Below are 23,426 nucleotides of genomic sequence, written 5' to 3'. Positions count from 1 at the left end.
GCTGTGCGCGGGAGACCTTCGGGTCAACCGGGTTCTCCGTTCCCCGGGTTTCCAACCTGCGTACAGCTGCCACCTATTCGTTCGGAAACCGAATCGGCCAGCTCCTATCCTGATCGGAGAACACCATGAAAAAACCAACACCCAATCCCCCCGAAACAAACACCGACCCAACATCCCCGTACGCAACGATCGACAGCAAAAAACTCAACGAAGCGGCCGACCGCGCCCTCGACCACTACCTCAAACCGACCATTCAAATCATGGCGTCCACCCGCGTCGCTGAACCCATGTACCTCGCCAACCCGGTTTACGACACCGAATCGCTGCTGGCCAATGCCAGTGAGTCCTTGGGTTCGGTCACCGAGATGCTCAACAATTTCGCCGCCGTGCTGGATACCGCGCACCGCAAGACCGCGCTGGGTATCGCGCAAATCGTCATGCTGAGTGAGTTGGCGGTGAATCAGGCGCTGGATAACGTTCAGCCGACGGCGTAATTACTTCGACGTATAAAAAATCCGATGCCCGCAAAGGCATCGGATTTTTTTTGATTGGGCCAAAGGTCAAACATCAACGCAAAGCTATTATTCAAACCGTTAGCGTCTTGCCATCCACCGCATCACCAATCTTCAGGAAATGCCCGCCCGCCACGTGGTGCAAGGTGCGCAAACCGTCATGCCCTTCGAAATGCCAGCGCCCTTCGCTGAATACGCGTTCATCGGCGTGGGCGGCGATGACTTCGGCGAGGAACAGGTCGTATTGCTCGTGATTGCGCGGCTCCGGGAGCAAACGGCATTCAAGCCAGGCGACGCAGCCGTCGAGCAGCGGCGCTTCGACTTGTTCGCCATTGAAGGTCTGTAAGCCGTAAGCCTGAAATTTGTCTTGTCCTTGGGTTTGGGTGATGTCCAGGCCAGAGGTATTGCCGACGGTTTGCACGATGTCGGCCTGATCGACGCACGGGACGTTGAGCACGAAGGTGCCGGACGCTTCGAGCAACTGGCGGGTCCAGGTGGATTTATCGAGGACGACGGCGACTTTCGGCGGTTCGAAGTCCAATGGCATGGCCCAAGCGGCAGCCATGATGTTGCGCTGGCCGTCGTGGGCGGCGCTGACCAGCACGGTCGGCCCGTGATTGAGCAAACGGTAGGCTTTGTTCAGGGGCACCGGGCGGCGGTGGGAAGCGCTCATGGGGTCTGCTCCGGGGGAAAAGGAGCCGATTGTAGCGCTGCCACTGAAGAAACACAGAACCTGTGGGAGCGAGCCTGCTCGCGAAAGCGGTGTGTCAGTCAACAGCACTGCTAAGTGAACTGACGCCTTCGCGAGCAGGCTCGCTCCCACAATGGATCAGTGGAGATTAGTGGGAGAGTTGATTGGCGAACTGGCCGACAGCATTCACGACCTTCTGCGCACCATCCTGAATCTCGACAATCACCGTGCCCGCCTCGGCCGCCAGCGCCAGCCCCTGTTCGGCCTGAAGCTTGCCATCGGTCATCAGGGCCACGGCGTTGCGCGCCATTTCCTGGTTTTGCCGCACCACGGTGACGATCTCTTCGGTCGCCTGGCTGGTGCGCGAGGCCAGCTGTCGCACTTCGTCGGCCACCACGGCAAAACCCCGGCCCTGCTCACCGGCGCGCGCCGCCTCAATGGCAGCGTTGAGCGCCAGCAGGTTGGTCTGTTCGGCGATGCCGCTGATGGTTTTGACGATGGTACCGATCACCTGCGACTGCTCGTTCAGTGCCTCGATACCCTCACCGGCAGCCTGCATGTGCCGCGACAGATCACGCATCACATTCACCGCCTCGGTGACCACGGTGGTGCCACGTTGCGCGGTGCTGTCGGTTTGCTGCGAGGTGCTGTAGGCGATGCTGGCCGCGTCGGCGACGGCTTGCTCGCGGTTGACCTGATCGGTGATCACCGTGGCGAACTTCACCACTTTGTACAGTTTGTTGTTGGCATCGACCACAGGGTTGTAGGACGCCTCCAGCCACACCGTACGACCATGGCTGTCGACACGCTTGAAGCGGTCAGCGACGAACTCGCCATTGTTCAGACGACGCCAGAAATTCTGGTACTCGGCGCTGTTGTATTCTTCCGGAGCGCAGAACGTCCGGTGATGTTTGCCCTTGATCTGCGCCAGGCTGTATCCCATGCCGCTGAGGAAGCGATCGTTGGCGTTCAGCACGTTGCCGTTGAGGTCGAATTCGATCACAGCGGTCGAACGCACCAACGCACCGATCAGGTTTTCATGTTCACGAGAAGCTTCAATGGTGCGGGTCAGGTCGCTGGCGAACAGCGAAATGTGCTTGATCCGCCCATCCGAAGAACGTACCGGTTGCACGATCGAACGCAGCCACGCTTCTTCACCATTGCCACGCAGCAGGCGCACGGCACCGGCGAAATGTTCGCCGCGGTTCATGGCGTTTTTGAAGCGGTGATGGAATTCATCGGTTTTAACGTGGGCCGGGACGATGTCTTCAATCGCCCGACCGATCAGGTCCTGGCTCTTGTAGAGCATCTCGGTGAGGAAGTTCTGGTTGACCGACTGAATGCGCCCGTCGGGCTCAAGGGTCAGCACCAGCATCTCGCTTTCCAGGCTTTCCTTCACTTGCACAAGGCTGGAGAGTTCTTCACGAAGAGCGGCCAGCTCTTGCTTCAAGCGTTTGTTGAACATGGGGAAGTACCGATGGGCAGGATAGAAAGCGGGATGCAGCCTAACCATCGGCCTTGAAAATCTTTTCTGAAGAGCGCTCGCGACCGGTCAGTCAAAAATAATCTCGATAGGCCATCACCCCTCTCTACTTGCCTACCGGGAAGGTACAAAACCCAACGCTCTGGCCCGGCCACTTCAGGTATTCTCAAGGCAAATTGCAACAACATGTTGCAGCTATCCGCCCGATAAGGAGTCCCGTTTTGGATTTATCGACCGCTGCCTGGATGGTTCACGACACCCGCCTGATTCTCTGCTGCCTGCTGGCCATTGCGACGATCATCGTGTTGATCAGCGCCACCAAACTTCCGCCGTTTCTATCGATCCTGATTGGCACTTTCATCGCCGGTGTCGGCGCCGGTTTACCGCCCGAAGACGTGGCCAAGGCGTTCAGCAAAGGCGCCGGGGCAACTCTCGGTGAGGCTGGGATCATCATTGCGCTGGGTTCGATGCTCGGTGCACTGATGGCCGAATCAGGTGCCGCTGACCGTATTGCCTCGACCTTGCTCGGGCTGGGCAAAGGCAAGTCGCTGCCGTGGGTGATGGCGCTGGTGGCGATGGTGATTGGCCTGCCGCTGTTTTTTGAAGTGGGTCTGGTGATGATGGTGCCGATCATCTTCGTCATGGCTCGCCGTTCGGGTCAGCCGCTGTTGAGAATCGCGATTCCGGCGCTGGCCGGGATGACCACGCTGCATGCCTTGATGCCACCGCACCCCGGGCCGTTGATCGCCGTCAGCGCGTTGCATGCCGATCTTGGGCTGACCATGTTGCTCGGTTTCAGCATCGCCATTCCAGCGGTGATTCTGGCCGGGCCGCTGTACGGCAACTGGTTGTCGAAACGCATGCACGTCGATGAGCCGGCAGAGCTCGGCGCCCTGTTCAGTGCGCCGCCGAAAGCGCCGCGCCAGCCGAGTTTCGGCATGTCGCTGCTGATCATTCTGTTGCCGGTGCTGCTGATGCTCGGCAGCACCCTGGCGAAAGTCGCGATGAGCCCGGAAAGCAGCGTCGCCCTGAGCCTGAAGTTCCTTGGCGAACCGTTGGTGGCGCTGGGCATTGCAGTGATGGCGGCGGTGATCTGCCTCGGCTGGGCCAACGGCATGCCGCGTGAAGACGTCGGTGGCACCTTGCGCAAAAGCCTCGCGCCGATTGCCGTGCTGTTGCTGACCATCGGTGCTGGCGGCGGCTTGAAGCAGACCTTGCTGGATGCCGGCGTCAGCCAGACCATCAGCAAAGTCGCTGAAGGCGCGCACATGCCATACCTGTTGCTGGCCTGGCTGATCGCCGTGGCCTTGCGTCAGGCCACGGGCTCGGCGACGGTCGCGACCACGACGACGGCGGGGATTCTGGCGCCGATGATGGCGGGTCTCGCCGCAACGCAGAGTTCGTTGGTGGCGCTGGCGATTGGCGCCGGCTCGGTGTTCTTCTGCCACGTCAACGACGCCGGCTTCTGGATGGTTCGCGAGTATTTTGGCTTGCAACTGAAACAGACGATCTGGGTCTGGTCGATCCTGCAAACCATCGTCTCGGTGGTGGGCTTGATCGGGACGTTGCTGTGGTGGCACTGGCTGACGTAACGGCCTCGGCGGGTTGGCGCCGAGGCCGTTAACTCGTCTTCAGGAACAAGGCGCCACGGATTGGCTGCCGACTCGGGGCATGCGCGAGCCGAAATAGGCCGCACTGACGATGCCGACCGTGCCCATCACCGCGCAGAACATCACACAAATCCATGGGCTCCACGGCATCAGACCGATCAGCAGCAGCGGCGTGATGCTTGCCCAGGCGGCGTAGGCGATGTTGTAGGTGAAGGAAATGCCTGACACGCGAATACGCGCCGGGAACAAGCCGACCATCACCGAGGGCACCGCACCGACCACTCCGCACGCCAGACCGGCAATCGCGTACGCCATACCAATCCACTCGCCACCGCTGATCAGGCAGCCGTAAAGCACACCGATGCCCAAAGGCAGCAGCAGGCTATACAGCATGACCGTGCGCCACGCGCCAATTCGGTCGACCAGCAATCCGGCAATCACGCAGCCTATATTGAGAAACACGATGCCCAATGCACTGAGGGCGAAGGTGTGGCTGGCGGTCATGCCGAAGGTTTTCTGCATCATGGTCGGGGTGATCACTACGAACACCACCACTGCCGAGGTCAATACGCAGGTCAGCAACATCGCCGGCAACATCGCCAATCGATGCTCACGCAGTACTGTGCGCAACGGCAGTTCGACCCGCGCTTCACGCTGCGCTTCCATGGCTATGAACACCGGGGTTTCGCTCAGCCAGCGGCGCAGGTAAACGCCAATCACGCCAAACACGCCACCGAGCAGGAACGGATAGCGCCAGGCGTAATCGAGGATTTCCGCCGGGGTGAAGACTTGTGCGAGAAACGTCGCGGTCAATGCGCCGATCAGGTAACCGAAGGTCAGCCCGGCCTGCAAAAAGCCCAAGGCGTAACCGCGATGGCCGGCCGGCGCGTGCTCGGCGACAAACACCCACGCGCTCGGCACCTCACCGCCCACCGCCGCACCTTGCAGGATGCGCAGCGCCAGCAACAGCAGCGGCGCGAAATAACCGATCTGTGCATAAGTCGGCATGATCCCGATCAGCAGACACGGCAGCGCCATCATCAGAATGCTCAGGCTGAAGACTTTCTTGCGCCCCATTCGGTCGGCGAAATGCGCCATCAGGATTCCGCCCAGCGGCCGCGCCAGGTAACCGGTGACGAAAATCCCGAAGCTCTGCAGCAGGCGCAGCCATTCGGGCATTTCCGGCGGGAAGAACAACTGGCTGAGGGTCAGGGCGAAGAATACGAAAATGATGAAATCGTAAATCTCCAGCGCGCCGCCAAGGGCCGCGAGGCCGAGGGTCTTGTAGTCGGAACGGCTGAACGGCGCAGGTTTGGCCGGGAAGTGGGCAGTCATGGCAAAGAACTCGGAAACAGGCAAAAAACCAAGGCGCCCATGGTCTACGCAAATGGGCGGATGGACAACCCGTTAGACCATAGTCCCGGTTTTGCAAAACCTGCTCACAAAGCATCGGCAGTTGAATTACTGTTATTGCCTGTCCAGCGGGTTAGTCCCTGTCTCCGACAACCGAAGAAACACCTGTGGGAGCGAGCTTGCTCGCGAAGAGGCCGGTACATTCAGGATCTATGTCGACTGACCTGCCGCCTTCGCGAGCAAGCTCGCTCCCACAGGTAGGGTGTGTTTAGAGAAATCGGAAACCCGCGGACCACAATAACCATAAAAATCCGAGGTATTCCTGTGGCCGTTGATATCGAAGATAGCCGCTCCGCACGCTTTGCCCTGCGCTGTTCAAGCTTCGCCGAACGCTGGTTTCCCGACTCCTGGGTGTTCGCTGCGCTCGCCGTGATCATTGTCGCCCTGGCCACACTGGCCATGGGCGCCAAACCCACCGATGCCGCCATGGCGTTCGGTGACGGCTTCTGGAGCCTGATTCCGTTCACCATGCAAATGGCCTTCGTGGTGATTGGTGGCTACGTAGTCGCCAGCTCGCCACCCGCCGTGAAACTGATCGACCGATTGGCGCGCATCCCGAAAAACGGCCGCTCCGCTGTAGCGTGGGTGGCGTTGATTTCGATGGTCGCGTCCTTGCTCAACTGGGGCCTGTCGCTGGTGTTCGGTGGTTTGCTGGTACGCGCCCGCCCGCCGCACCGATCTGAAAATGGATTACCGCGCCGCCGGTGCTGCGGCTTATCTGGGCCTTGGCGCGGTATGGGCGTTGGGTCTGTCGTCGTCGGCCGCGCAGTTGCAAGCCAACCCCGGCAGCCTGCCGCCGTCGATTCTGTCGATCACCGGGGTGATTCCGTTCACCGAAACGATTTTCCTCTGGCAGTCCGGTGTCATGCTGCTGGCGCTGATCGTGATCTCGATCATCATCGCCTACGCCACCGCCCCCGGGCCGAACTCGGCGCGTGACGCCAAGGCCTGCGGCATCGACCCGGCCTTCAATCTGCCACCGCTGCAACCGCGCACCCGTCCAGGTGAATGGCTTGAACACAGTCCGCTGCTGATCATCGTGCTGGTGCTGCTGGCGGCGGGATGGCTGTTCCATGAGTTCTCGACCAAACCGGCGATCACCGCGATTTCCGGACTGAACACCTACAACTTCCTGTTCATCATGCTCGGCGCGTTGCTGCACTGGCGTCCGCGCAGCTTCCTCGATGCCGTCGCCCGTGCGGTGCCGACCACCACGGGCGTGCTGATTCAATTCCCGCTGTACGGTTCGATTGCCGCGCTGATGACCACGGTCAAAGGTGCCGATGCGCAGACCTTGGCGCACCACATTTCGACCTTCTTCGTCAGCATCGCCTCCCACGACACCTATGCGCTGTTGATGGGTGTGTACTCGGCGATTCTTGGCTTCTTCATTCCATCGGGAGGCGGCAAGTGGATCATCGAAGCGCCGTACGTGATGCAGGTCGCCAATGATCTGCAATATCACCTCGGTTGGGCGGTGCAGATCTACAACGCCGCCGAAGCGCTGCCTAACCTGATCAACCCGTTCTACATGCTGCCGTTGCTGGGCGTGCTGGGGTTGAAGGCGCGGGACTTGATTGGTTTCTCGTTCGTACAATTGCTGGTGCACACGCCGCTGGTGCTGCTGTTGCTGTGGGCGCTGGGAACGACATTGGCGTATACGCCGCCGGTGATGCCGTAATTTGAAGAGGTTGCACCTGCCTTAGTGCAGGTGCGATCAGTTCTGTTCGGCAGGGAGTACCGTCAATAGCTCAGGCAAAGCGACCTGAACCGTTTCCCACACTACATCCAGATTGATATCGAAGTAGCCATGAGCGATTCGATTACGCATTCCGCGCATGCTCCGCCATGGAATTTGCGGGTTCTGAGCAGTGAACTCGGGATAACGATCCATCACCTTGGTAGCCGCCTCGCCAATGATGACCAGACTCATAATGATTGCTTGCTGCGTTCGCTTGTCTTCGGCGAACTCTTCCTTATTCAGGCCTTCGACAAATATCAACGCATCGCTCGCAGCCTGCCGCATATGTTCGAGGTAATCGCCGAGCCGGTTTTCGATCATACGGGACGAGCCTGATCCAGAACCTGCTGCCGAAACTTCAGCGGTAGATCTCCTGGTGTCAGCAGATCGACAGTCACGCCTAACAGGTCCTCGAGTTCCACTTGCAGCCCACCGAGATCGAACAAAGTGGTACCGGGAAGTGGATCGACCAACAAATCCAGATCACTGCCTTCCAGATCAGTCCCCAGTGCGGCGGAGCCAAATACACGGGGATTTGCCACACGAAATCTTCCGACAACCTCACGGATGGCAACGCGTTGCAAATCAAGAGCAGTGGAAGGCTTCATGGATCACCGTAACCAGATTCATTAATGCAGCAGTCTAGCAGTGCCAAAGGACGCTAGACACCGCTCCATTTGTAACCCAACCGTCACATCCCCTTGCTAGCGTCCGCCCGAAACATACTGAAACATTTAAGCAAAACGGGCTGAGACATGAGCGACGACACAGACGGCACCGACGCACCCTCCACTGATTCCAATAACTCCGTTGACACCAGTCGCCGCCGCTTCCTCGGCGGCGTTGCGGTACTGGGTGTCGGTGCAACACTGGCCGGCTGTGGCAGCGCGGGCGATAAGCCGGGCAAACCGGTGGCGCGCCCACTGACGCCAGCCGAGCTGGACAAGGCCCTGCGCGATCAAGTGAAAACCGTGGTGGTGATCTACGCCGAGAACCGCAGTTTCAACAATCTGTTCGGTGATTTCCCCGGTGTCGAAAAACCGCTGTCAGCGCTCAAGCCCGGCGACTATCAACAACGCGATCGCGACGGCTCGCTGCTGCAAACCCTGCCGCCCGTATGGGGCGGCGTCCTGCAGATCGGCCCGCAAACCCTCGATGGCGTGACCTACCCCAGCGCCACACAGTTTCAGGAAAACCTGCCCAACGCGCCCTTCGCTCTCAAAGGCCCGAATGGCGAGGACTTGCCATTCGGTCTGGTGACCCGCGACTTGTGGCACGTGTTCTATCAGAACCAGATGCAGATCAACGGCGGCAAGAATGACGGCTTCGTCGCCTGGGCCGACTCCGGTGGCTTGACCATGGGTCACTACGCGCAGAGCCGCTATTCTCTGCGTCTATGGGACGTGGCTCAGGAGTTTGTGCTGTGCGACAACTTCTTCCAGGGTGCCTTCGGTGGCTCGTTCCTCAATCACCAATACCTGATCAGCGCCACAGCGCCGTTCTATCCAGACGCAGCCAATTCGGTGGCCAAGTCGCAGATCGCCGCACTGCAAAGCGACGATCCCGCCGATCCACGCCTCAAGCCGCTGGAACAATCCCCCGCCAGCGCGATGACCGGCCCGCCGCAGTTCGGCCCGAGTGCGCTGACCCCGGACGGCTTCGGCGTCAACACTCTTGCCCCGCCCTACTGGCCGACGTGGATTCGCGATCCGGAGCGCCCGGCGTACTCCAAAGCGGATCTGCCCAACGTCATGGTGCCGCAGACCCATGAACACATCGGCGACAAGCTGTCGAAAAAGAACATCGATTGGGCCTGGTACGCCGGCGCGTGGCAGGCGACGCTGGAGCAGTACAAGGACTCCGGCGGCATTCCGAAAATCCCCAATTTCCAGTATCACCATCAGCCGTTCAACTACTTCAAGCAGCAAGGCCCGGAGAACCCCGACGAGCGCAGTAAACGCCTGCGCGATGCCGGCCTGGGGGATGAGTCGAGCAGCAACAAATTCTTCGCCGATGCCGAAGCGGGCAAGTTGCCGGCGGTGAGTTTCTACAAACCTCAGGGCAACCTGAACATGCACGCCGGTTACGCAGATGTGGCGTCCGGGGATCGGCACATCGTGCGCGCGTTGAAAGTGCTGCGCGAAAGCCCGCAGTGGCAAAACATGGTGGTAATCGTCACGGTCGACGAGAACGGCGGTTGGTGGGATCACGTCGCACCGCCCAAGGGCGACCGCTGGGGGCCGGGGTCACGCGTGCCGGCATTGGTCGTGTCGCCGTTCGCGCGCAAAGGCACGGTGGATCACACGGTCTACGACACGGCATCGATTCTGCGGTTGATCAGCCGAGTGTTCCAGCTGGAGACCCTCGACGGCCTCAAACAACGTGACGACGCCATGATTGCCCGGGGTCAGAAACCCATGGGCGATTTGACCAACGCCTTGCATTTTCCGGCGTGAAAACCAGCCCTGTGAGTTTGCGCAAAAATCTGCCGATGACGGCTTCTCTGTCAAACGCGGCTGATCCACTATGAGGCGCCCCCGACACGCGGGGGAACCCACGCTGAAAAGGATCTGAGCATGTTCAAACTCGCAGGACTCACACTCGCCGCACTCACACTGAGCGCAGCCGCCCACGCCGATGTCGATCTGAAACTGGGCAGCACTGAACGCGTCACCCGTCTCTTCGCCTACCCCAACAACTGCAATGTGATCTGCTACCGCAACTGGACGCTGGAGCAGACCGTCACCCATTACCTGAGCCAGAGCGTGCAACGCGATGGTTATGCCAATGCCAAGGTGCTGGTAAAAACCGATAACGATCAGCTCTACGCCGAAATCACCGGCGTGCCGAAGGATTACGACAAACCCTTGTCGGCGCTGCTGGATGCGGGGGATCTGGCCTACACCGGCGCCAGCAAGCTCAACGCCGACGGCAAATGGGCCTACAGCTGGTATCTGTTCCTGCCGCTGGGCATGGCCCTGGAAAATCGTAAAAGTGTCGAGTTGCTGCACTTCCCGCCGGATTACTCGCTGACTCAGGCGCAGGATTATTTACGTTCCAATACCACCGATCGCTGGGCAACGCTGCTGACCGACAACGGCATTCCCGCCAATCAGACGCCCGCCTTCCAGACCATCATCGACATTGCCCCGATCGCTGCGCCGTCCAACGCCGGTAGCGATCTGGAAGGCGTCTATGACTACTTCAAGGATTACCAGACCACACTGGTCAAGCAGTTCAGCCAGACCAGCAGCGGCACGACGCTGCCGATGGTCGCGTTCGGCGCGCCGGTGCGCAACTGGATCAAGCAGCAATACGGGCCAACAGTGAATGTATTGGGGCTGGCGACCATCAGCCCGAGCGAAGGCGTGAAAGTGCCGGTGCTGGGCTCGAACCACCCAAGTTATATCTGGTACGCCGCTGACCCGAAGAGTTACACCGGCGACGATGCACAGGCCAAGGCTGATGCTGCTGGCCTGAAAGTCATGGGGCAGGATTTGAGCGCCGCCTGCTGGCAGGCTGGCATGGGCAGCAAACCGGGCAGCGACGCGCAGACCACTCTCAGCAGTTGCACGCAGACGTGGCAGGTCACACAGAAAGTCAAAACCTGCGAGCTGTTCTACACCTCGATTCGCAACCTGACCCCGGAGCAGGCAGCTGCCAAGTGCGCAACCACTGCGATCAAATCGCAACTGAAGCAATTGAAAGCGCCGCTGCCGGCCACCGCTATTCCCGCCCCACACCTGTAACTGCCTGTGACATTCCCGTGTCAGCCAATGCTGACGCGGGAAAGCGTCTAAATCGCCTGTCAGATCTGACAGTAGACCGGCTATACCTAATAAGACACGATTGGATCCAAACGGCAGTACTGTTGTATTGACAGGACGTCAACCCGAGGAGTCGCGAAACCTTGCGACAAGGACTGTTATGAATAGCCACGCCATGGCGCAATCGGCGCCACGCGACACTGAAGGCATCTATCCCTTCGCGGGCCTGCCCGTGCGTCTGGGGTTTCCCTCCAGCGCCGACTTCGAAATTCTTCAGGATGAGTACGGCACCCCAACGGCGGTGACGACGCGCCGTGAATTCCCGCAAACCCATCGGATGTGCCGGGTGTCCGGACAATTATTGCCCTATCGCTGCCGACAGACCCGACAACTGCTGACGGGCATCCACCTCTACGACCCGCGCTTTTGCGGATTGATCGAACACGCTTGCGACCCTAACGTGTTTCTCGACATGAGCGAGTTATGGCTGTGGGCGTTGAAAGATATCCACAGAGGTGAACGGCTGACCATGGATTACGCCGCCACTGAAGACAAACTGCTGCGCCAGTTCGCCTGTGGCTGCGGGGCCAAACGCTGTCGAGGGTGGATCACCGGTTATGACGACCCACCCAGCCTCGAAGGCCAACACTTTTTACAACGCTGGCGGCACTCGGGTTTGCGCTGACAGGCGGATTACAACGCGCCAACCGGACGCAGACGATATTGCGGTGGCAACTGCTCGAAACCACTGATGGTGGTGTTGAGACTTTTCCAGCGACCATCCTTGATGCCGTAGATACATCCGTGGATCGACAGGCTCTGCCCGCGATGCCAGGCGTTCTGGATGATGCTGGTGTGAGCGACATTGGCCACTTGCTGGATCACGTTGAGTTCGCACATGCGATCAACCTGCTCTTCTTCGGTCGGCAGCTTGGCCAGTTCTTCACGCTTTTCGTAGTACAGGTCGCGGATCGAGCGCAGCCAGCCGTCGATCAGGCCGAACTGCCGGTCCTGCATCGACGCGCGCACACCGCCACAGCCGTAGTGGCCGGTGACGAGGATGTGTTTGACCTTGAGTACGTCGACCGCGTACTGGATCACCGACAGGCAATTGAGGTCGGTGTGCAGCACGACGTTGGCGACGTTGCGGTGAACGAACAGATCGCCTGGCAACATGCCGACGATTTCGTTGGCCGGTACGCGTGCGTCGGAACAACCGATCCACAGATATTCCGGCGTTTGCTGGCGCGCCAGTTTGGCGAAGAAATCCGGGTCTTCCTTGGTGATCGCGTCAGCCCAACGCTCGTTGTTATCAATCAGGTCTTGTAAGTCATGCATGCTGTAAGGCCTCAAGAAAGATGCGCTGGTATGACAGACGACCACCCGTCGGGGTCACGCCGTCACCGCAAGTGATTTCATTGGAATTCTCGTGTGCCCGGTGAGTCCACCTAAGTAAGGCCCACAGTATGAGGAATTGCCATGACTGATTCACGACGCCCTTACGATGCCGTGCAACCGGAACCCATCGATGATAACGAAGACCGCATGGGTTCGGTGCATGAGCTGGATTTCGATGAAGACGAGCCGAGCGCGAAGATTGGTGATGAGATTCCGGAGCGTGAGCGCGAGCAGCTGATGCCGCGTGAACGGGTGCGCGAGGCAGGAATGACCGGGGCTTCAGTGAGCGATCACGAGCCGACCGACGATGACCTGAGTCCGGAAACGTTGATTCATGAAGACGGAGCGCGGGATGCCGAAGAGGCGGGGGAAGGCAATCAGGCCGATTGGGATCTGAGCATTGTCGATGAGGATGACATTGGCGGAGGCAACGGGCTGGATGAGGCGGAACTGGCGCGGCGCGATCCGCTGGATGGCAACCGCTGATCATCCGTGCCTTAGAGGACGCCTTCGCGAGCAAGCTCGCTCCCACATTGAATTAAGTCGTTCACAAATATTGTGACCTACCCAAAATCCATGTGGGAGCGAGCTTGCTCGCGAAGCTTTTGAGGAAGGTCAGTCAACCAGGGTGCAGGCCATGACCACGGCATCTTCACGCCCACCCACCGCCGGATAATAATCCCGACGCCGGCCAATCTCATTGAAGCCATAACGCTCATACAACTTGAACGCGCCCGTATTGCTGTCACGCACTTCCAGAAAACATTCCCGCGCCGAAGCCGCATACGCCCGAGACATCAGGTGCTCAAGCAGCGTCAAACCCAGCCCGCGCCCCTGATTCTCCGGTTTGATGGTGATATTGAGGAGATGCGCCTCATCCAGAATGATCTGCACCACGCCATGGCCGACCTGTTGCTCACCTTCGAACATCAGCCAGATCTGGTACTTGCCCAGCCCGTCGAGAAAGATCCCGCGAGTCCACGGATGGCTATAAGCGGCGTACTCGATTTTCAGCACGGTTTCCAGATCCGCCTCGGTCATCGGGCGGAACGATACAGCGTCACTCATTCGATTCTTTCCAACGCGCCATCAGCCGACGCATGGCTTGCCACACAGCGGCCTTGCGCTGTGGCTCTTCCATTAACAATTCCAGACCGGGAATGGCCCAGGCCGAGCCCAGACCTTCGATCTGCAATTCACGATTGAATGCTTCGGCATCCGCTTCACCGGCAAAACGCACAGCCGGCAGGCCGATCAGCCACAGGCAGGCGCACGGAGCGGCTTCCATTTGCACGGAAAGGAAACCCTGGACGAAGTCGCGCGCCGCTTCCGGGCCTTGATCCATAGTGCCGCGATTGAGCCACGGCCAGCGCACAGGCTCGCCGACGATTTGCGGTGCATCCGGCAGACCGGCGGCGCGCAGCATGTCTTTGAGCAACAGATAAGCAGGATCACGGCTCTGGAACGGTTCGCCTGTGGGTAACTCGACCAGCAGCAGGCAACGTCCGGCGCGCAGTAATTGCAGGGCGAAACGCGGTGGCGGCACCGGTGTCGGTTTGGCGACGACTGGCGTGTCGTCGGCCTCTTCTACCGGTTTGGCACCGGTGCGGGTACTCGCCAACGACGGCCGCGGCACCTCGATTTTCGTCCGTTCGACCGGACGAGCGGAAGCCGTTTGCAGCGGCGCTTCGGCTTGCGGCGCGGGCACAACCGGCGCCTCTACCTCCGGCTCGGGCATGTCCAGCAGCTCGGGCCGTGAAGGCGCGGCAAAAGGCAATTCGGTGCGCGGCAGCCAATTGACCACCTGCATGGCGTTCAAATAGGCGCGGCGGCGGGACTCGATTAGCAAGGGTCGGCCACTTGTGGATAACTGAAGTGGGCTGATTCTACCGCCCTTCGCTCAAGATCGCTTGCTGTTGATCGATAGCCTTTACCTAAGCTCTCTGCCTTAGAAAACTCGACAGCCCGTCCCGAGAGTGAATTGCATCCTTCGTGATGCAGTACAATCGCCGCTTTTCATTGCCAACCAGCCGGGCATTCCGATGATCGAACCCAAGCGCGTCTTGCGCGCCCTCGCTGAACACTGGGCACTGCTTGAGCCACTGTGTGAGCATTTCGACCAAGGCACATTGAGCCTCAACGAACTGCGCACGCAACTCGCCGCCCAACAACTGGACAGCACGCCACAGGACATTACCAGCCTGCTCGACGTGTGGATTCGTCTCGATATTCTGATTCCGGTGGCAAAAAGCCCGAATCGTTTCGAGCTGAACGCGCAGATTCACGACTTCCTCGCCTACTTGCGTCGTGAACACCGCTTGGGCCTGTGCCTGGAAATCGAAGCCTATCTGCGTCACCTCGAACGTCTGGCCGGTTACATCCAGGACGCATTCGAAGTCCGCGATGGCCACGACCTCGCCCGCCAGTTGCGCCTGCTCGACATGCGTGTCCGCGACGTGCTGAAGAAGCTCGACAACGACGAACAAGCGCTGGTGGCTGTGGCCGAACGCGCGAAGACCAGCGATCGGCAGATTCCGCTGCGTCAGCGTTACGCCGAAGTACTGGCGACGTGGGACGAATACGTCGAGCCGATGATCGATCTGGTGAACGCCGACGGCGCCTTCGAACAAGGCGTGCGCAAGGTCGAAACCGTATTGCTGAAGATGCTCAGCGAACAGCAGCGCCTCGGCCATCTGGTCGACGACGACATGCTGCTGCGCACCCACGCACGCATCCTCGAAATGCAGACCAGCGCTCAGCTGACCCTGCGCCACGCCCGCGAACTATTGCTGCCGCTGCGTGAAGAAGCGCGCCGGCACAACGCCGTGACCCGTGGTGCCGCGTTGGCCCTGGCGGCGATTCGCCGCAAAGGCATCGACGCCGTTCCGCAAGCGGCGATGCCGCTGTTCACCCGCCCGCAAAGCACTTTCCTTGGCAGTGCGAGTCAGGTCGAAGCCTACGTGTACGCCTTGGCGCGGTTCGAGCCGAAACCGGCGCGCTTCCCGAAAGCGCACAAGACCCAGAAAGGCGAAGCCCCACGCGCCCCCCGCACCGTGCGCGAGATGGTCGACCGCTGCGAAGAAGCCCTGCCGATGCCGGATCTGATGACCTGGCTGCTGGAGCAGGAACCGGACGGCGCCACCGACGAATTGCTCTACTGGTTCTCGCGCCTGTCGCGGGAAAAACGCTTCAAGCGCGAGCGTCTGGAACGCCGCGAATACCACACTCACGAGCACCAGGTCAGCCTGCGCTCCTTCGCCCTGCTCTCGGCCAGCGATAACGCCGCCGAGAATTCTGCGAGCATCCCCAATGCATCTTGATCTTTCCGAACTGTCGCAACTCGCGCCGATCTTCCGCGAGCTGTTCAAGGGTTACCACGTCAGCCGCCGCGACCCGGAGCTGTACGCGCAACTGTCGAACTTCCAGGATCAATACCGCACGCTGTTCAAGGCGCTGGGTTTTGAACTGGTCTGCGATACCCGTGGTTTCTACTACTTTGTGCCGGACATGGCCGCTGCGGCGGTGAACAAGACCGCCCAGCGTCTGGCCCTGTTCACCTTCATTCTCGTCGAGCACCTGGCCGATCAGGGTCGCGACCCGATCGCCGTGCTTGATGGCGGCAGCCTCGGCCGCGAAGAGTTGCCATCACTGCTGGAAAAATACCGCGACCTGTTCATTCAGGCCGAAGTGCAGACCGTGGAAGAACTCGAAGAAAAGATCATGCGCCGCATGACTCAACTCGGTTTCGCCAGCGAAGAAAACGGCGTGTACCGCTTCCTGCCGCCAATGCACCGTTTCCTCGACGTGTGCCTGTCGGTGCAGCAAGACCGCGATCTGGCGGCCAGCGTGCACAGCGTATTGCCGCTGCCAGCGCCGGTGCTGATCGACGAAGCGGCGGAAGCCAAATTCCTCGAAACCGACGATCCGCTTGATCTCACCGAGTTCGATGAAGAAAGCGAAGAAGACGCACTGGCCCGCGCCATTGCCGAAGAACAGGAGTCCGACGCATGAGCCAGGAACGCTACGGCATCCGCCGCTTTGCCCTTTTGAACACCGCCGGTTACAGCCTCGGCCTGTTCCCGCTGGAAGAACCGTTGTCGGTGTACGGCGCGAACAACCTCGGTAAATCGGCGTCGATCAACGCCTTGCAGTTCCCGATTCTGGCGCGCATGTCGGACATGAGTTTCGGCAAGTACAGCCTCGAACAATCGCGGCGCTTCTACTTCGCTTCCGATACCAGCTACATCCTCGTCGAAGTGAACCTGCCGCACGGCCCGCACGTGATTGGCGTGGTTGGTCGTGGCCCGGGCGGTGGTTTCGGTCACCAGTTCTTCGCCTACGCCGGCAAGCTCGACCTGGCGCATTACCAGAAAAATGACACCTGCCTGCGCCAGAAAGAGCTGTTCAGCAACCTTGAAAAAGAAGGCCTGAAAGCCTACGAACTCAAGCCTGATGAGCTGCGCCGTTTGCTGGTGGGCGGTCACACGTCGATTCCTTTGGATCTGACCCTGATCCCGCTGCGCTCCACCAGCGAGCAGAGTCTGAAGACCTTCCGCGCACTGTTCATCAACCTGCTGCACATGCGCGAAATCACTGCGGCCAAGTTGAAGCAGTTGTTCCTCGATGCCTTCGAACATAGCCTGCGTTCCGGCAGTGTCGATTACATCGCCGCGTGTGAAGAAGCCTTCCGCGACGTGCGCCGCATGGAACAGGACTACAACTCGCTGGTCGCGGCCGGCCCGTTGGTGGAAGCCTTGGCCAACGGCGTGAAACAACGCGACGTGCTGCGCGGCAAACTGCATCGCCTGTCGCCGCTGCTCGATTCTTTGCTCGGCACTTGGTCGGACTACGCCAGTGCGCGCAAGGAAGAGCTGACAATTCAGGCCGACCATTACCGTGGCGAGCAGGACAGTCTGCAAAACGATCAGCGCGGCGGCACGCAGGAGCTGATGCGTCTGGAGCGGGAAATTTCCGGCATTCAGCGCTGGCTCGGCGAATTGTCGGTACTGAAGAATCGCTTCGCGCTGGTCGATGACGTCAAAGTGCTCGAGCAACAATTGCTCGCCGCAAAAGATGCGCACGACGAACTGGCCGGTGCCTTGGCGCAATCCCGCCAGTTCAGTGCCGAAGATCTGGAAGAGCGCGTGCGCGATCTGGAAAAACGCCTGAAGTCGGTGAAACTGCAACTCGATCACGCCGACAACAACAGCTACGCGCGACTGCGCGAAGAGTTCTCGCAACAGGACGTCGAGCGTTTGATGCGCCTGTTCAACAGCGCACTGTTCAGCCTGCCGCTGGGCGAACACGGCATTACCCTCGACGACGATGGCGAGTGGGTCAAATCGGTTGAGCTGATCCTTGATGGCTTCAAAGGCGAACGCTTCGAAGTGCCGGGCCTGTCGATCGACATCTCGCACATCGAGCCACCAGCGCTGCAAGCCCTGGCTGACCGTGCCGCGTTGCGCGATCAGAAAGAGCGTCTGGAAAAAGAGCTGAAACAGCTCAAGACCCAACAGGCCGTTGCTGCTGACCGCGCCGCAAGCAAGACCCAGACTGAAGCGCTGTACCAGCAAGTGCTGGATGCGCAGAAAGCTCTGGAAGATTTCCGCCGCACCCAGACCCTGAGCGCCGAAGAAAGCGACAAGCTTGAGCAACTGGCGCAGATGGAAGGCGCGCAGGACGAACTCAAGCGCTCCAGCGACGCCTTCACCGAACGCGTCCAGCAACTGTCGGCCAAGCTGCAACTGGTCGGCCGCCAGATCGCCGATATGGAAGCCAAGCAACGCACCCTCGACGATGCGCTGCGCCGTCGTCAGTTGCTGCCAGCAGATCTGCCGTTCGGTACGCCGTTCATGGATCCGGTCGACGATTCGATGGACAACCTGCTACCGCTGCTCAACGACTATCAGGACAGCTGGCAAGGGCTGCTGCGCGCCGATGGCCAGATCGAAGCGCTGTACGCGCAGGTGCGTCTGAAAGGCGTGGCCAAGTTCGACAGCGAAGACGACATGGAGCGCCGTCTGTCGCTGCTGATCAACGCTTACGCGCACCGCACCGATGAAGCCCTGACGCTGGGCAAGGCCCGTCGTGCGGCGGTCACCGACATCGCCCGGACGCTGCGCAACATTCGCAGCGACTACGACAGCCTTGAGCATCAACTGGCGTTGTTCAACCGCGAGATCAACAAGCGTCAGGTGTCCAACCTGCAGAGCTTCCGCATCGTCCTCGCGCCGAACAAGGAAGCCCTCAAGCACATCGACCAGATCATCCACAGCGCCGGTCAGTACGAAGAAGGCGAAACCCTGTCGGTGTTCGATCTCAGCCAGAGCGCCGAGCAGGACAACAAGAACGAAGAGGCCAAGGAATATCTGGCACGGCTGGTGGCGGCAAACCACAACCAGCTCGGCCTCAAGGACTTGTTTGAGCTGGCGTTCGAGATCACCAAGGTCAACGGTCAACCGGTTATTCACACCGACATCGATGGCGCGGCGTCCAACGGCACGACCATGACCATCAAGGCGCTGACCAACATGTACTTGTTGCTGCACTTGATGGATCGCGATCAGGCCGGTCGCGTGCGTCTGCCGTACTACCTCGACGAGGCGGCGGACATCGACGAGAAGAACCAGGCAGCGTTGCTGGAAACCAGTCTGCAACTGGGCTTCGTGCCGATTCTGGCGAGTGTGAAGCCGCAGGTCTGCGCCAGTGTTGCGATCGATCTGGAAGGTGGTAGCGGCCCGGCCGGTATCTACATTGATGAGGCGGACTGGAAGTACATCCGTCGTCATGATGTGGTGAAGGCGACGGTCAATGTTGAAGCGGATGAGCCGGAGCTGGATGCGGTTTGATCAGCGTTAACTGAAGGCCAAAAAAAGGGCCGCGATCTGTCTGGATCGCGGCCCTTTTTCATGGCTTGGGATTTGTGCTGAATTGGCTGGCCCTATCGCGAGCAGGCGCACTCCTACAGTTGGAATGCGTTCCCCTGTAGGAGTGAGCCCGCTCGCGATGGCGCCACTTCAGACACCGCAGGATTTACTTACCGAGCGAAATCTTCGGCGCCCACGTCAGCCACTCATCCTCAAACTTGTCGAACAACGGGAATGTCTGCTCCGCACGCGCCGGGTTGCCCATGCGCTCACCATCCGGCGTCGCGAAGGCAATCCCGCCCTGAATCGCCGTCTCCAGCGACTCGGTGCGCACCGTCAGCCCGTTGAACAGACCGATATCAAACCCGACACCGCTGGTGTTCCAGAACCGGCTACCGCTGCGCACCAACGGCGCGTATTTCGGTTCGATCAGGATGTGCACCAACACGCGATCTGCGGTCTGGCCCAGTTCATAACCGGTGACTTTACCCACGGTAATTTCCCGGTAAGTCACCGGCACACCCGGTTTCAGCGATCCACGACGGGCAGCGCTCAATACCAGACTCAGCCCCGCCTCTTGCTTGGTGACTTCCGGCGCATTGGCCAGGGCAACGAAGTTCTTCTGCGGGCCGAGGTTCTTCGCCGCTGGTTGTACTTCGATGTATTTTCCGGTTACCAGGGTTTCCAGATTTTCTGTCTTGATCAGACCCAGCTCAGGTTTGACCACCCAGAATTGGCTGCCAATGCGGGCGATCTTCTCCGGCACTTCGGTAATCCGTGCCGTGAGGATGACCGATTGCAAGTCATCAGTCAGATCGACACTTTCAATCTTGCCGACATCCAGTCCCTTGAAGCGCACCGGGGTGCCACTGCGCAGACCATCAGCGCGATCGACTTTGATTGTCACCACCGCGCCTTTCTGATTCGCCTCATCATGGTTGGCGAACAGGCGGAAACGCGGAATACGTTTCTGCAGCGGCGCCTTGGCTTGCGGTGTCTCGAAGGCGATACCACCGGCCATCAGGGTCTGCAGCGACTCACTCTTGACCTGAATGCCACCGGTCAGTCCGCCGGTCAACGTGATGCCACTGACATTCCAGAAGCGCGTCGAGGCGTTGACCAGGTTTTCGTATTCCTTATCGATGTGCACGCCAATGACCAATTGCTTCTTGGTCTTGGAGAACTGATAGCTCTGCACCGAACCGACCTTGACCTGTTTGTACAGAATTGGACTGCCGACATCGATCGAGCCGAGGACATCGGTGAACAGCACCAGGTGCAAGCCCGGTGAGCGCAGATCCAGCGGCGGCGCCTTTGGCCGGGCCTCGAATTCGCGTTTCGGTGCCGCACCTTTATCGCCCGGGCGTACGGCGATGTAGTTACCTTTCACCAAGGCTTCCAGACCGGTGATCCCAGCCAGAGAAATCGACGGTTTAACTACCCAGAACTGCGTGCCATCGACCAGATAGTCCTCAGCCAATGGATCGAGGGTGAGCTCGGCTGTGGCACTGTTCAGGTCAGGATCAACCTTCAGCGCCTTCATGTTGCCGACTTGAATGCCTTTGTACATCACCGGTGTACGGCCAGCCTGCAGGCCTTCGAAGTCGCTGAGTTTGACCTTCACGCGGATCCCGGCAGCGGCAGCATCGAAGTCTTCGTAGAGACGGAAAGGCAGGCTGGGATCGGTCGGCGGGCTGTCCTTGCGGTTTTCCGGCGTGGCGAAGGCAATACCGCCGGCAACGATGCTGGCCAGCGATTCGCTGCGTACTTTTACGCCGGACAGGTTGGCGTCAATGCTGATGCCGCTGGCGTTCCAGAAACGCGTGTGTTTGCGTACCAGTTTGGCGTAGGTCGGCTCGATAAAGACTTTGAGTTCTACCGTGCTTTGGTCTTCAGAGAGCAGATAGCTTTTGATCTGCCCGACCTTGATCTGCTTGTAGAACACCGGGCTGCCACGGTTCAGCGAACCGAGACGATCAGCCTTGATGGTCAGGTGCAGACCGGGCTTGGCGTCCGACAGCGGCGGCTCTTCGGCCAACGCCTTGAACTTGCGCGTCGGCTCGCCTTCGCCAGGGCTGATAGCCACGTAGTTACCCGAAACCAGGGTTTCCAGACCGGTAATACCGGCCAGGGTCACGCTCGGTTTGACCAGCCAGAAGCGCGTGCTGGTCTTGAGGTATTGCTCGACGTCTTTATTCATCTCAACCGTGGCGATGACACCTTTGGAGTTGCCTTCATCGTCGAGCTTGAGCGCCTTGACCTTACCGACCGACATGCCTTTGTACATGACCTCGGTCTTGTTGGCCTGGATGCCTTCGCCACTCTCGAAGCGGATCTGAATTTCGATACCGGTTTCGGAATAGGCACGCCAGCCGAGCCAGCCACCGATGATCAGCGCGATCAGAGGCAGTACCCAAATGGCAGACCAGTTCGAAGCCGGTCGGGTTTTCGCTACGGGCAAATCAGTCATGGTCGTCGTCCGACTCCGTGTTATCCCAAATCAGTCGGGGATCGAAAGTTACTGCGGCGAGCATCGTCAGAATCACCACACTGGCGAAGGCGATGGCGCCAAGATTGGCTTCGACACTGGCAAGCCGGCCGAAGTTGACGACCGCCACGAGAATGGCGATCACAAAAATATCGAGCATCGACCAGCGGCCAATGAACTCGATAAAACGATACATCCAGATGCGCTGACGAGCGGATAACGGCTGGCGTCGTTGTACCGAAAACAACAGCAGCGCGATACCCACCAGTTTGAAAGTGGGCACGAGAATACTGGCGATAAACACCACGGCTGCGATCGGAATCATGCCGTGCTGCACCAATTGGATCACACCGGACATGATGGTGCTCGGATCACCCTGGCCCAAAGAACTGACAGTCATGATCGGCAAGACATTGGCCGGGATATAGATAATCGCGGCGGTGATCAGCAGTGCCCAGGTGCGTACGAGGCTGTTCGGACGCCGGGCGTGAACCAGCGCACCGCAGCGGGTGCAGGTTTGCTCGTCGGTATCCGCTTCCTGTTTGTTCAATTCGTGACATTCGGTACAGACCAGAATGCCCGCATCAATCGCCCGCATGAGCGTCCTCTCCTGATAACGCCTGCCAGATCTGATGCGGCGACATCACCACTTCCAGCCAGACCTGTACCAATAACAAACCGATAAAACACGCCAGGCCGAGGCCTGCGGTGATCGCTGCCATGTCAGCCAGTTTGACGATCGCCACGAGCACGCCCATGAGATAGACCTCGAGCATTCCCCAGTCTTTAAGATGGTGATAAATGCGGTAGAGCAGCAAGCCGTAACTGCGGCCGATATCGAAACGGATCGTCAGTAACACCAACAACTGGCACAGCAACTTCAGCAACGGTATGGCCATGCTGCACAGGAATACGACGATCGAAACGCCCTGCATGTCCGTATTGAACAGGCCGAGTACGCCGCTCCACACCGTATCCTGCGAAGATTGTCCGAGGATATTGAGTTGCATGATGGGTAAAAAGTTTGCCGGGATGTACAGCAGTAATGCTGCGATCACCAAGGCAAGGCTGCGCTGCACCACGTTATGACGGTGAGCGTACAGTTCGTAACCGCAGCGGGGGCAGAGCGCTTTCTCTCCGTGAGCAAGCATTGGCTTGCGCATCAGCAGGTCGCACTCGTGACAGGCCACCAAGTCTTCCAGCGGTAAATCTGACAGCCCGGGGGCGTCAACCGACTCTGACATAAAGGCTCTGGCTCCGAATAAGGTGGGGCTATTCTAGTGTTCTGATTCGAAAATAACTGTGCAAATTTGTTCGCTGTCGCGAGTAAAAAACTTTCCTGCGGGCAAAACAAAACCCCAACTGCTTTCGCAATTGGGGTTTCGGAATTTAATCTTGACGATGACCTACTCTCACATGGGGAAACCCCACACTACCATCGGCGATGCATCGTTTCA

At 59.4% G+C, this 23,426-nt stretch carries 19 protein-coding genes and 3 pseudogenes; 10 read left to right on the top strand and 12 right to left on the bottom strand.

From position 1 onward, the window contains the following. Positions 1-125 precede the first annotated feature (125 nt). Complete coding sequence (locus tag GTU76_RS25835) at positions 126-494, top strand: DUF6124 family protein (RefSeq protein ID WP_180699929.1); 369 nt, start codon at positions 126-128, stop codon at positions 492-494. 91 nt (positions 495-585) lie between these two features. On the opposite strand, the gene GTU76_RS25830 is transcribed toward GTU76_RS25835, so the two are convergent. The 3 genes and pseudogenes from GTU76_RS25830 to GTU76_RS30655 form a co-directional block, all read right to left on the bottom strand. Beyond that, a complete protein-coding gene (locus GTU76_RS25830) occupies positions 586-1,185 on the bottom strand; it encodes a flavin reductase family protein (protein WP_180699928.1) in 600 nt (199 codons plus the stop codon). 166 nt (positions 1,186-1,351) lie between these two features. Continuing rightward, positions 1,352-1,789: pseudogene (locus GTU76_RS30660) on the bottom strand (methyl-accepting chemotaxis protein); the annotation flags it as partial. Between the two features lie 102 nt (positions 1,790-1,891). Further along, positions 1,892-2,578: pseudogene (locus GTU76_RS30655) on the bottom strand (PAS domain-containing protein); the annotation flags it as partial. Positions 2,579-2,907: 329 nt separating this feature from the next. Here GTU76_RS30655 and GTU76_RS25820 point away from each other — a divergent pair. Next, complete coding sequence (locus GTU76_RS25820) at positions 2,908-4,278, top strand: GntT/GntP/DsdX family permease (protein ID WP_180699927.1); 1,371 nt, start codon at positions 2,908-2,910, stop codon at positions 4,276-4,278. Between the two features lie 39 nt (positions 4,279-4,317). Here the strand turns inward: GTU76_RS25820 and GTU76_RS25815 are convergent, their stop codons facing one another. Further along, entirely contained in the window at positions 4,318-5,631 is a 1,314-nt protein-coding gene (locus GTU76_RS25815) for an MFS transporter (RefSeq protein WP_016983597.1), read from the bottom strand. Positions 5,632-5,973: 342 nt separating this feature from the next. Here GTU76_RS25815 and GTU76_RS25810 point away from each other — a divergent pair. Then, positions 5,974-7,390, top strand: a pseudogene (locus GTU76_RS25810) (short-chain fatty acid transporter). 36 nt (positions 7,391-7,426) lie between these two features. Here the strand turns inward: GTU76_RS25810 and GTU76_RS25805 are convergent. Both GTU76_RS25805 and GTU76_RS25800 read right to left on the bottom strand, forming a co-directional pair. Then, a complete protein-coding gene (locus GTU76_RS25805) occupies positions 7,427-7,771 on the bottom strand; it encodes a HepT-like ribonuclease domain-containing protein (RefSeq protein ID WP_180699926.1) in 345 nt (114 codons plus the stop codon). Continuing rightward, positions 7,768-8,058 (bottom strand): nucleotidyltransferase family protein, encoded by a 291-nt coding sequence (locus tag GTU76_RS25800; RefSeq protein WP_026000487.1) that lies wholly within the window; start codon positions 8,056-8,058, stop codon positions 7,768-7,770. The genes GTU76_RS25805 and GTU76_RS25800 overlap by 4 nt, the downstream gene beginning before the upstream one ends. A 147-nt stretch (positions 8,059-8,205) precedes the next feature. Between GTU76_RS25800 and GTU76_RS25795 the strand changes: the two genes are divergently transcribed. The 3 genes from GTU76_RS25795 (at position 8,206) to GTU76_RS25785 (ending at position 11,902) form a co-directional block, all read left to right on the top strand. Further along, positions 8,206-9,906: an acid phosphatase gene (locus GTU76_RS25795; RefSeq protein ID WP_180699925.1), complete on the top strand. Its 1,701-nt coding sequence runs from the start codon at positions 8,206-8,208 to the stop codon at positions 9,904-9,906. 120 nt (positions 9,907-10,026) lie between these two features. Then, positions 10,027-11,199 (top strand): hypothetical protein, encoded by a 1,173-nt coding sequence (locus tag GTU76_RS25790; protein ID WP_016983593.1) that lies wholly within the window; start codon positions 10,027-10,029, stop codon positions 11,197-11,199. Positions 11,200-11,377: 178 nt separating this feature from the next. Further along, the gene (locus GTU76_RS25785; protein WP_180699924.1) at positions 11,378-11,902 is read left to right on the top strand and encodes an SET domain-containing protein-lysine N-methyltransferase; all 525 of its coding nucleotides are present in this window, start codon (positions 11,378-11,380) and stop codon (positions 11,900-11,902) included. Positions 11,903-11,910: 8 nt separating this feature from the next. Here the strand turns inward: GTU76_RS25785 and can are convergent, their stop codons facing one another. Continuing rightward, positions 11,911-12,555, bottom strand: coding sequence for a carbonate dehydratase (gene can / locus GTU76_RS25780; protein ID WP_007912954.1), 645 nt, complete (start codon positions 12,553-12,555; stop codon positions 11,911-11,913). Between the two features lie 141 nt (positions 12,556-12,696). Here can and GTU76_RS25775 point away from each other — a divergent pair, with 141 nt between their 5' ends. Continuing rightward, entirely contained in the window at positions 12,697-13,101 is a 405-nt protein-coding gene (locus GTU76_RS25775) for a hypothetical protein (protein ID WP_016983591.1), read from the top strand. 129 nt (positions 13,102-13,230) lie between these two features. On the opposite strand, the gene rimI is transcribed toward GTU76_RS25775, so the two are convergent. Together rimI and GTU76_RS25765 are read right to left on the bottom strand one after the other, a co-directional pair. Continuing rightward, the gene (gene rimI / locus GTU76_RS25770) at positions 13,231-13,683 is read right to left on the bottom strand and encodes a ribosomal protein S18-alanine N-acetyltransferase (protein WP_016983590.1); all 453 of its coding nucleotides are present in this window, start codon (positions 13,681-13,683) and stop codon (positions 13,231-13,233) included. Further along, the gene (locus GTU76_RS25765) at positions 13,676-14,425 is read right to left on the bottom strand and encodes an energy transducer TonB (protein ID WP_180699949.1); all 750 of its coding nucleotides are present in this window, start codon (positions 14,423-14,425) and stop codon (positions 13,676-13,678) included. The genes rimI and GTU76_RS25765 overlap by 8 nt, the downstream gene beginning before the upstream one ends. Before the next feature lie 232 nt (positions 14,426-14,657). Here GTU76_RS25765 and mksB point away from each other — a divergent pair, with 232 nt between their 5' ends. The 3 genes from mksB to mksF are packed head-to-tail and all read left to right on the top strand — an operon-like array spanning position 14,658 to position 19,463. Continuing rightward, complete coding sequence (mksB, locus tag GTU76_RS25760; protein ID WP_175553206.1) at positions 14,658-15,935, top strand: Mks condensin complex protein MksB; 1,278 nt, start codon at positions 14,658-14,660, stop codon at positions 15,933-15,935. Next, complete coding sequence (gene mksE / locus GTU76_RS25755; protein ID WP_016983587.1) at positions 15,925-16,626, top strand: Mks condensin complex protein MksE; 702 nt, start codon at positions 15,925-15,927, stop codon at positions 16,624-16,626. The genes mksB and mksE overlap by 11 nt, the downstream gene beginning before the upstream one ends. Further along, the gene (mksF, locus tag GTU76_RS25750) at positions 16,623-19,463 is read left to right on the top strand and encodes an Mks condensin complex protein MksF (RefSeq protein WP_180699923.1); all 2,841 of its coding nucleotides are present in this window, start codon (positions 16,623-16,625) and stop codon (positions 19,461-19,463) included. The genes mksE and mksF overlap by 4 nt, the downstream gene beginning before the upstream one ends. A 184-nt stretch (positions 19,464-19,647) precedes the next feature. On the opposite strand, the gene GTU76_RS25745 is transcribed toward mksF, so the two are convergent. From GTU76_RS25745 to GTU76_RS25735, 3 genes are read right to left on the bottom strand one after another with little or no spacing between them, the layout of a single operon-like run. Further along, positions 19,648-21,951: a PqiB family protein gene (locus GTU76_RS25745; RefSeq protein WP_175553204.1), complete on the bottom strand. Its 2,304-nt coding sequence runs from the start codon at positions 21,949-21,951 to the stop codon at positions 19,648-19,650. Beyond that, entirely contained in the window at positions 21,944-22,567 is a 624-nt protein-coding gene (locus tag GTU76_RS25740) for a paraquat-inducible protein A (protein WP_016983584.1), read from the bottom strand. Before GTU76_RS25740 ends, GTU76_RS25745 begins: the two co-directional genes overlap by 8 nt. Beyond that, positions 22,554-23,213 (bottom strand): paraquat-inducible protein A, encoded by a 660-nt coding sequence (locus tag GTU76_RS25735; RefSeq protein WP_175553203.1) that lies wholly within the window; start codon positions 23,211-23,213, stop codon positions 22,554-22,556. Before GTU76_RS25735 ends, GTU76_RS25740 begins: the two co-directional genes overlap by 14 nt. Between the last annotated feature and the right edge of the window lie 213 nt (positions 23,214-23,426).

This window comes from Pseudomonas crudilactis, assembly GCF_013433315.1.
Taxonomy (GTDB): Bacteria; Pseudomonadota; Gammaproteobacteria; order Pseudomonadales; family Pseudomonadaceae; genus Aquipseudomonas; species Aquipseudomonas crudilactis.
The sequence above is the reverse complement of the archived record's forward strand: the minus strand, read 5'-3'. Positions and strand labels throughout refer to the sequence as shown.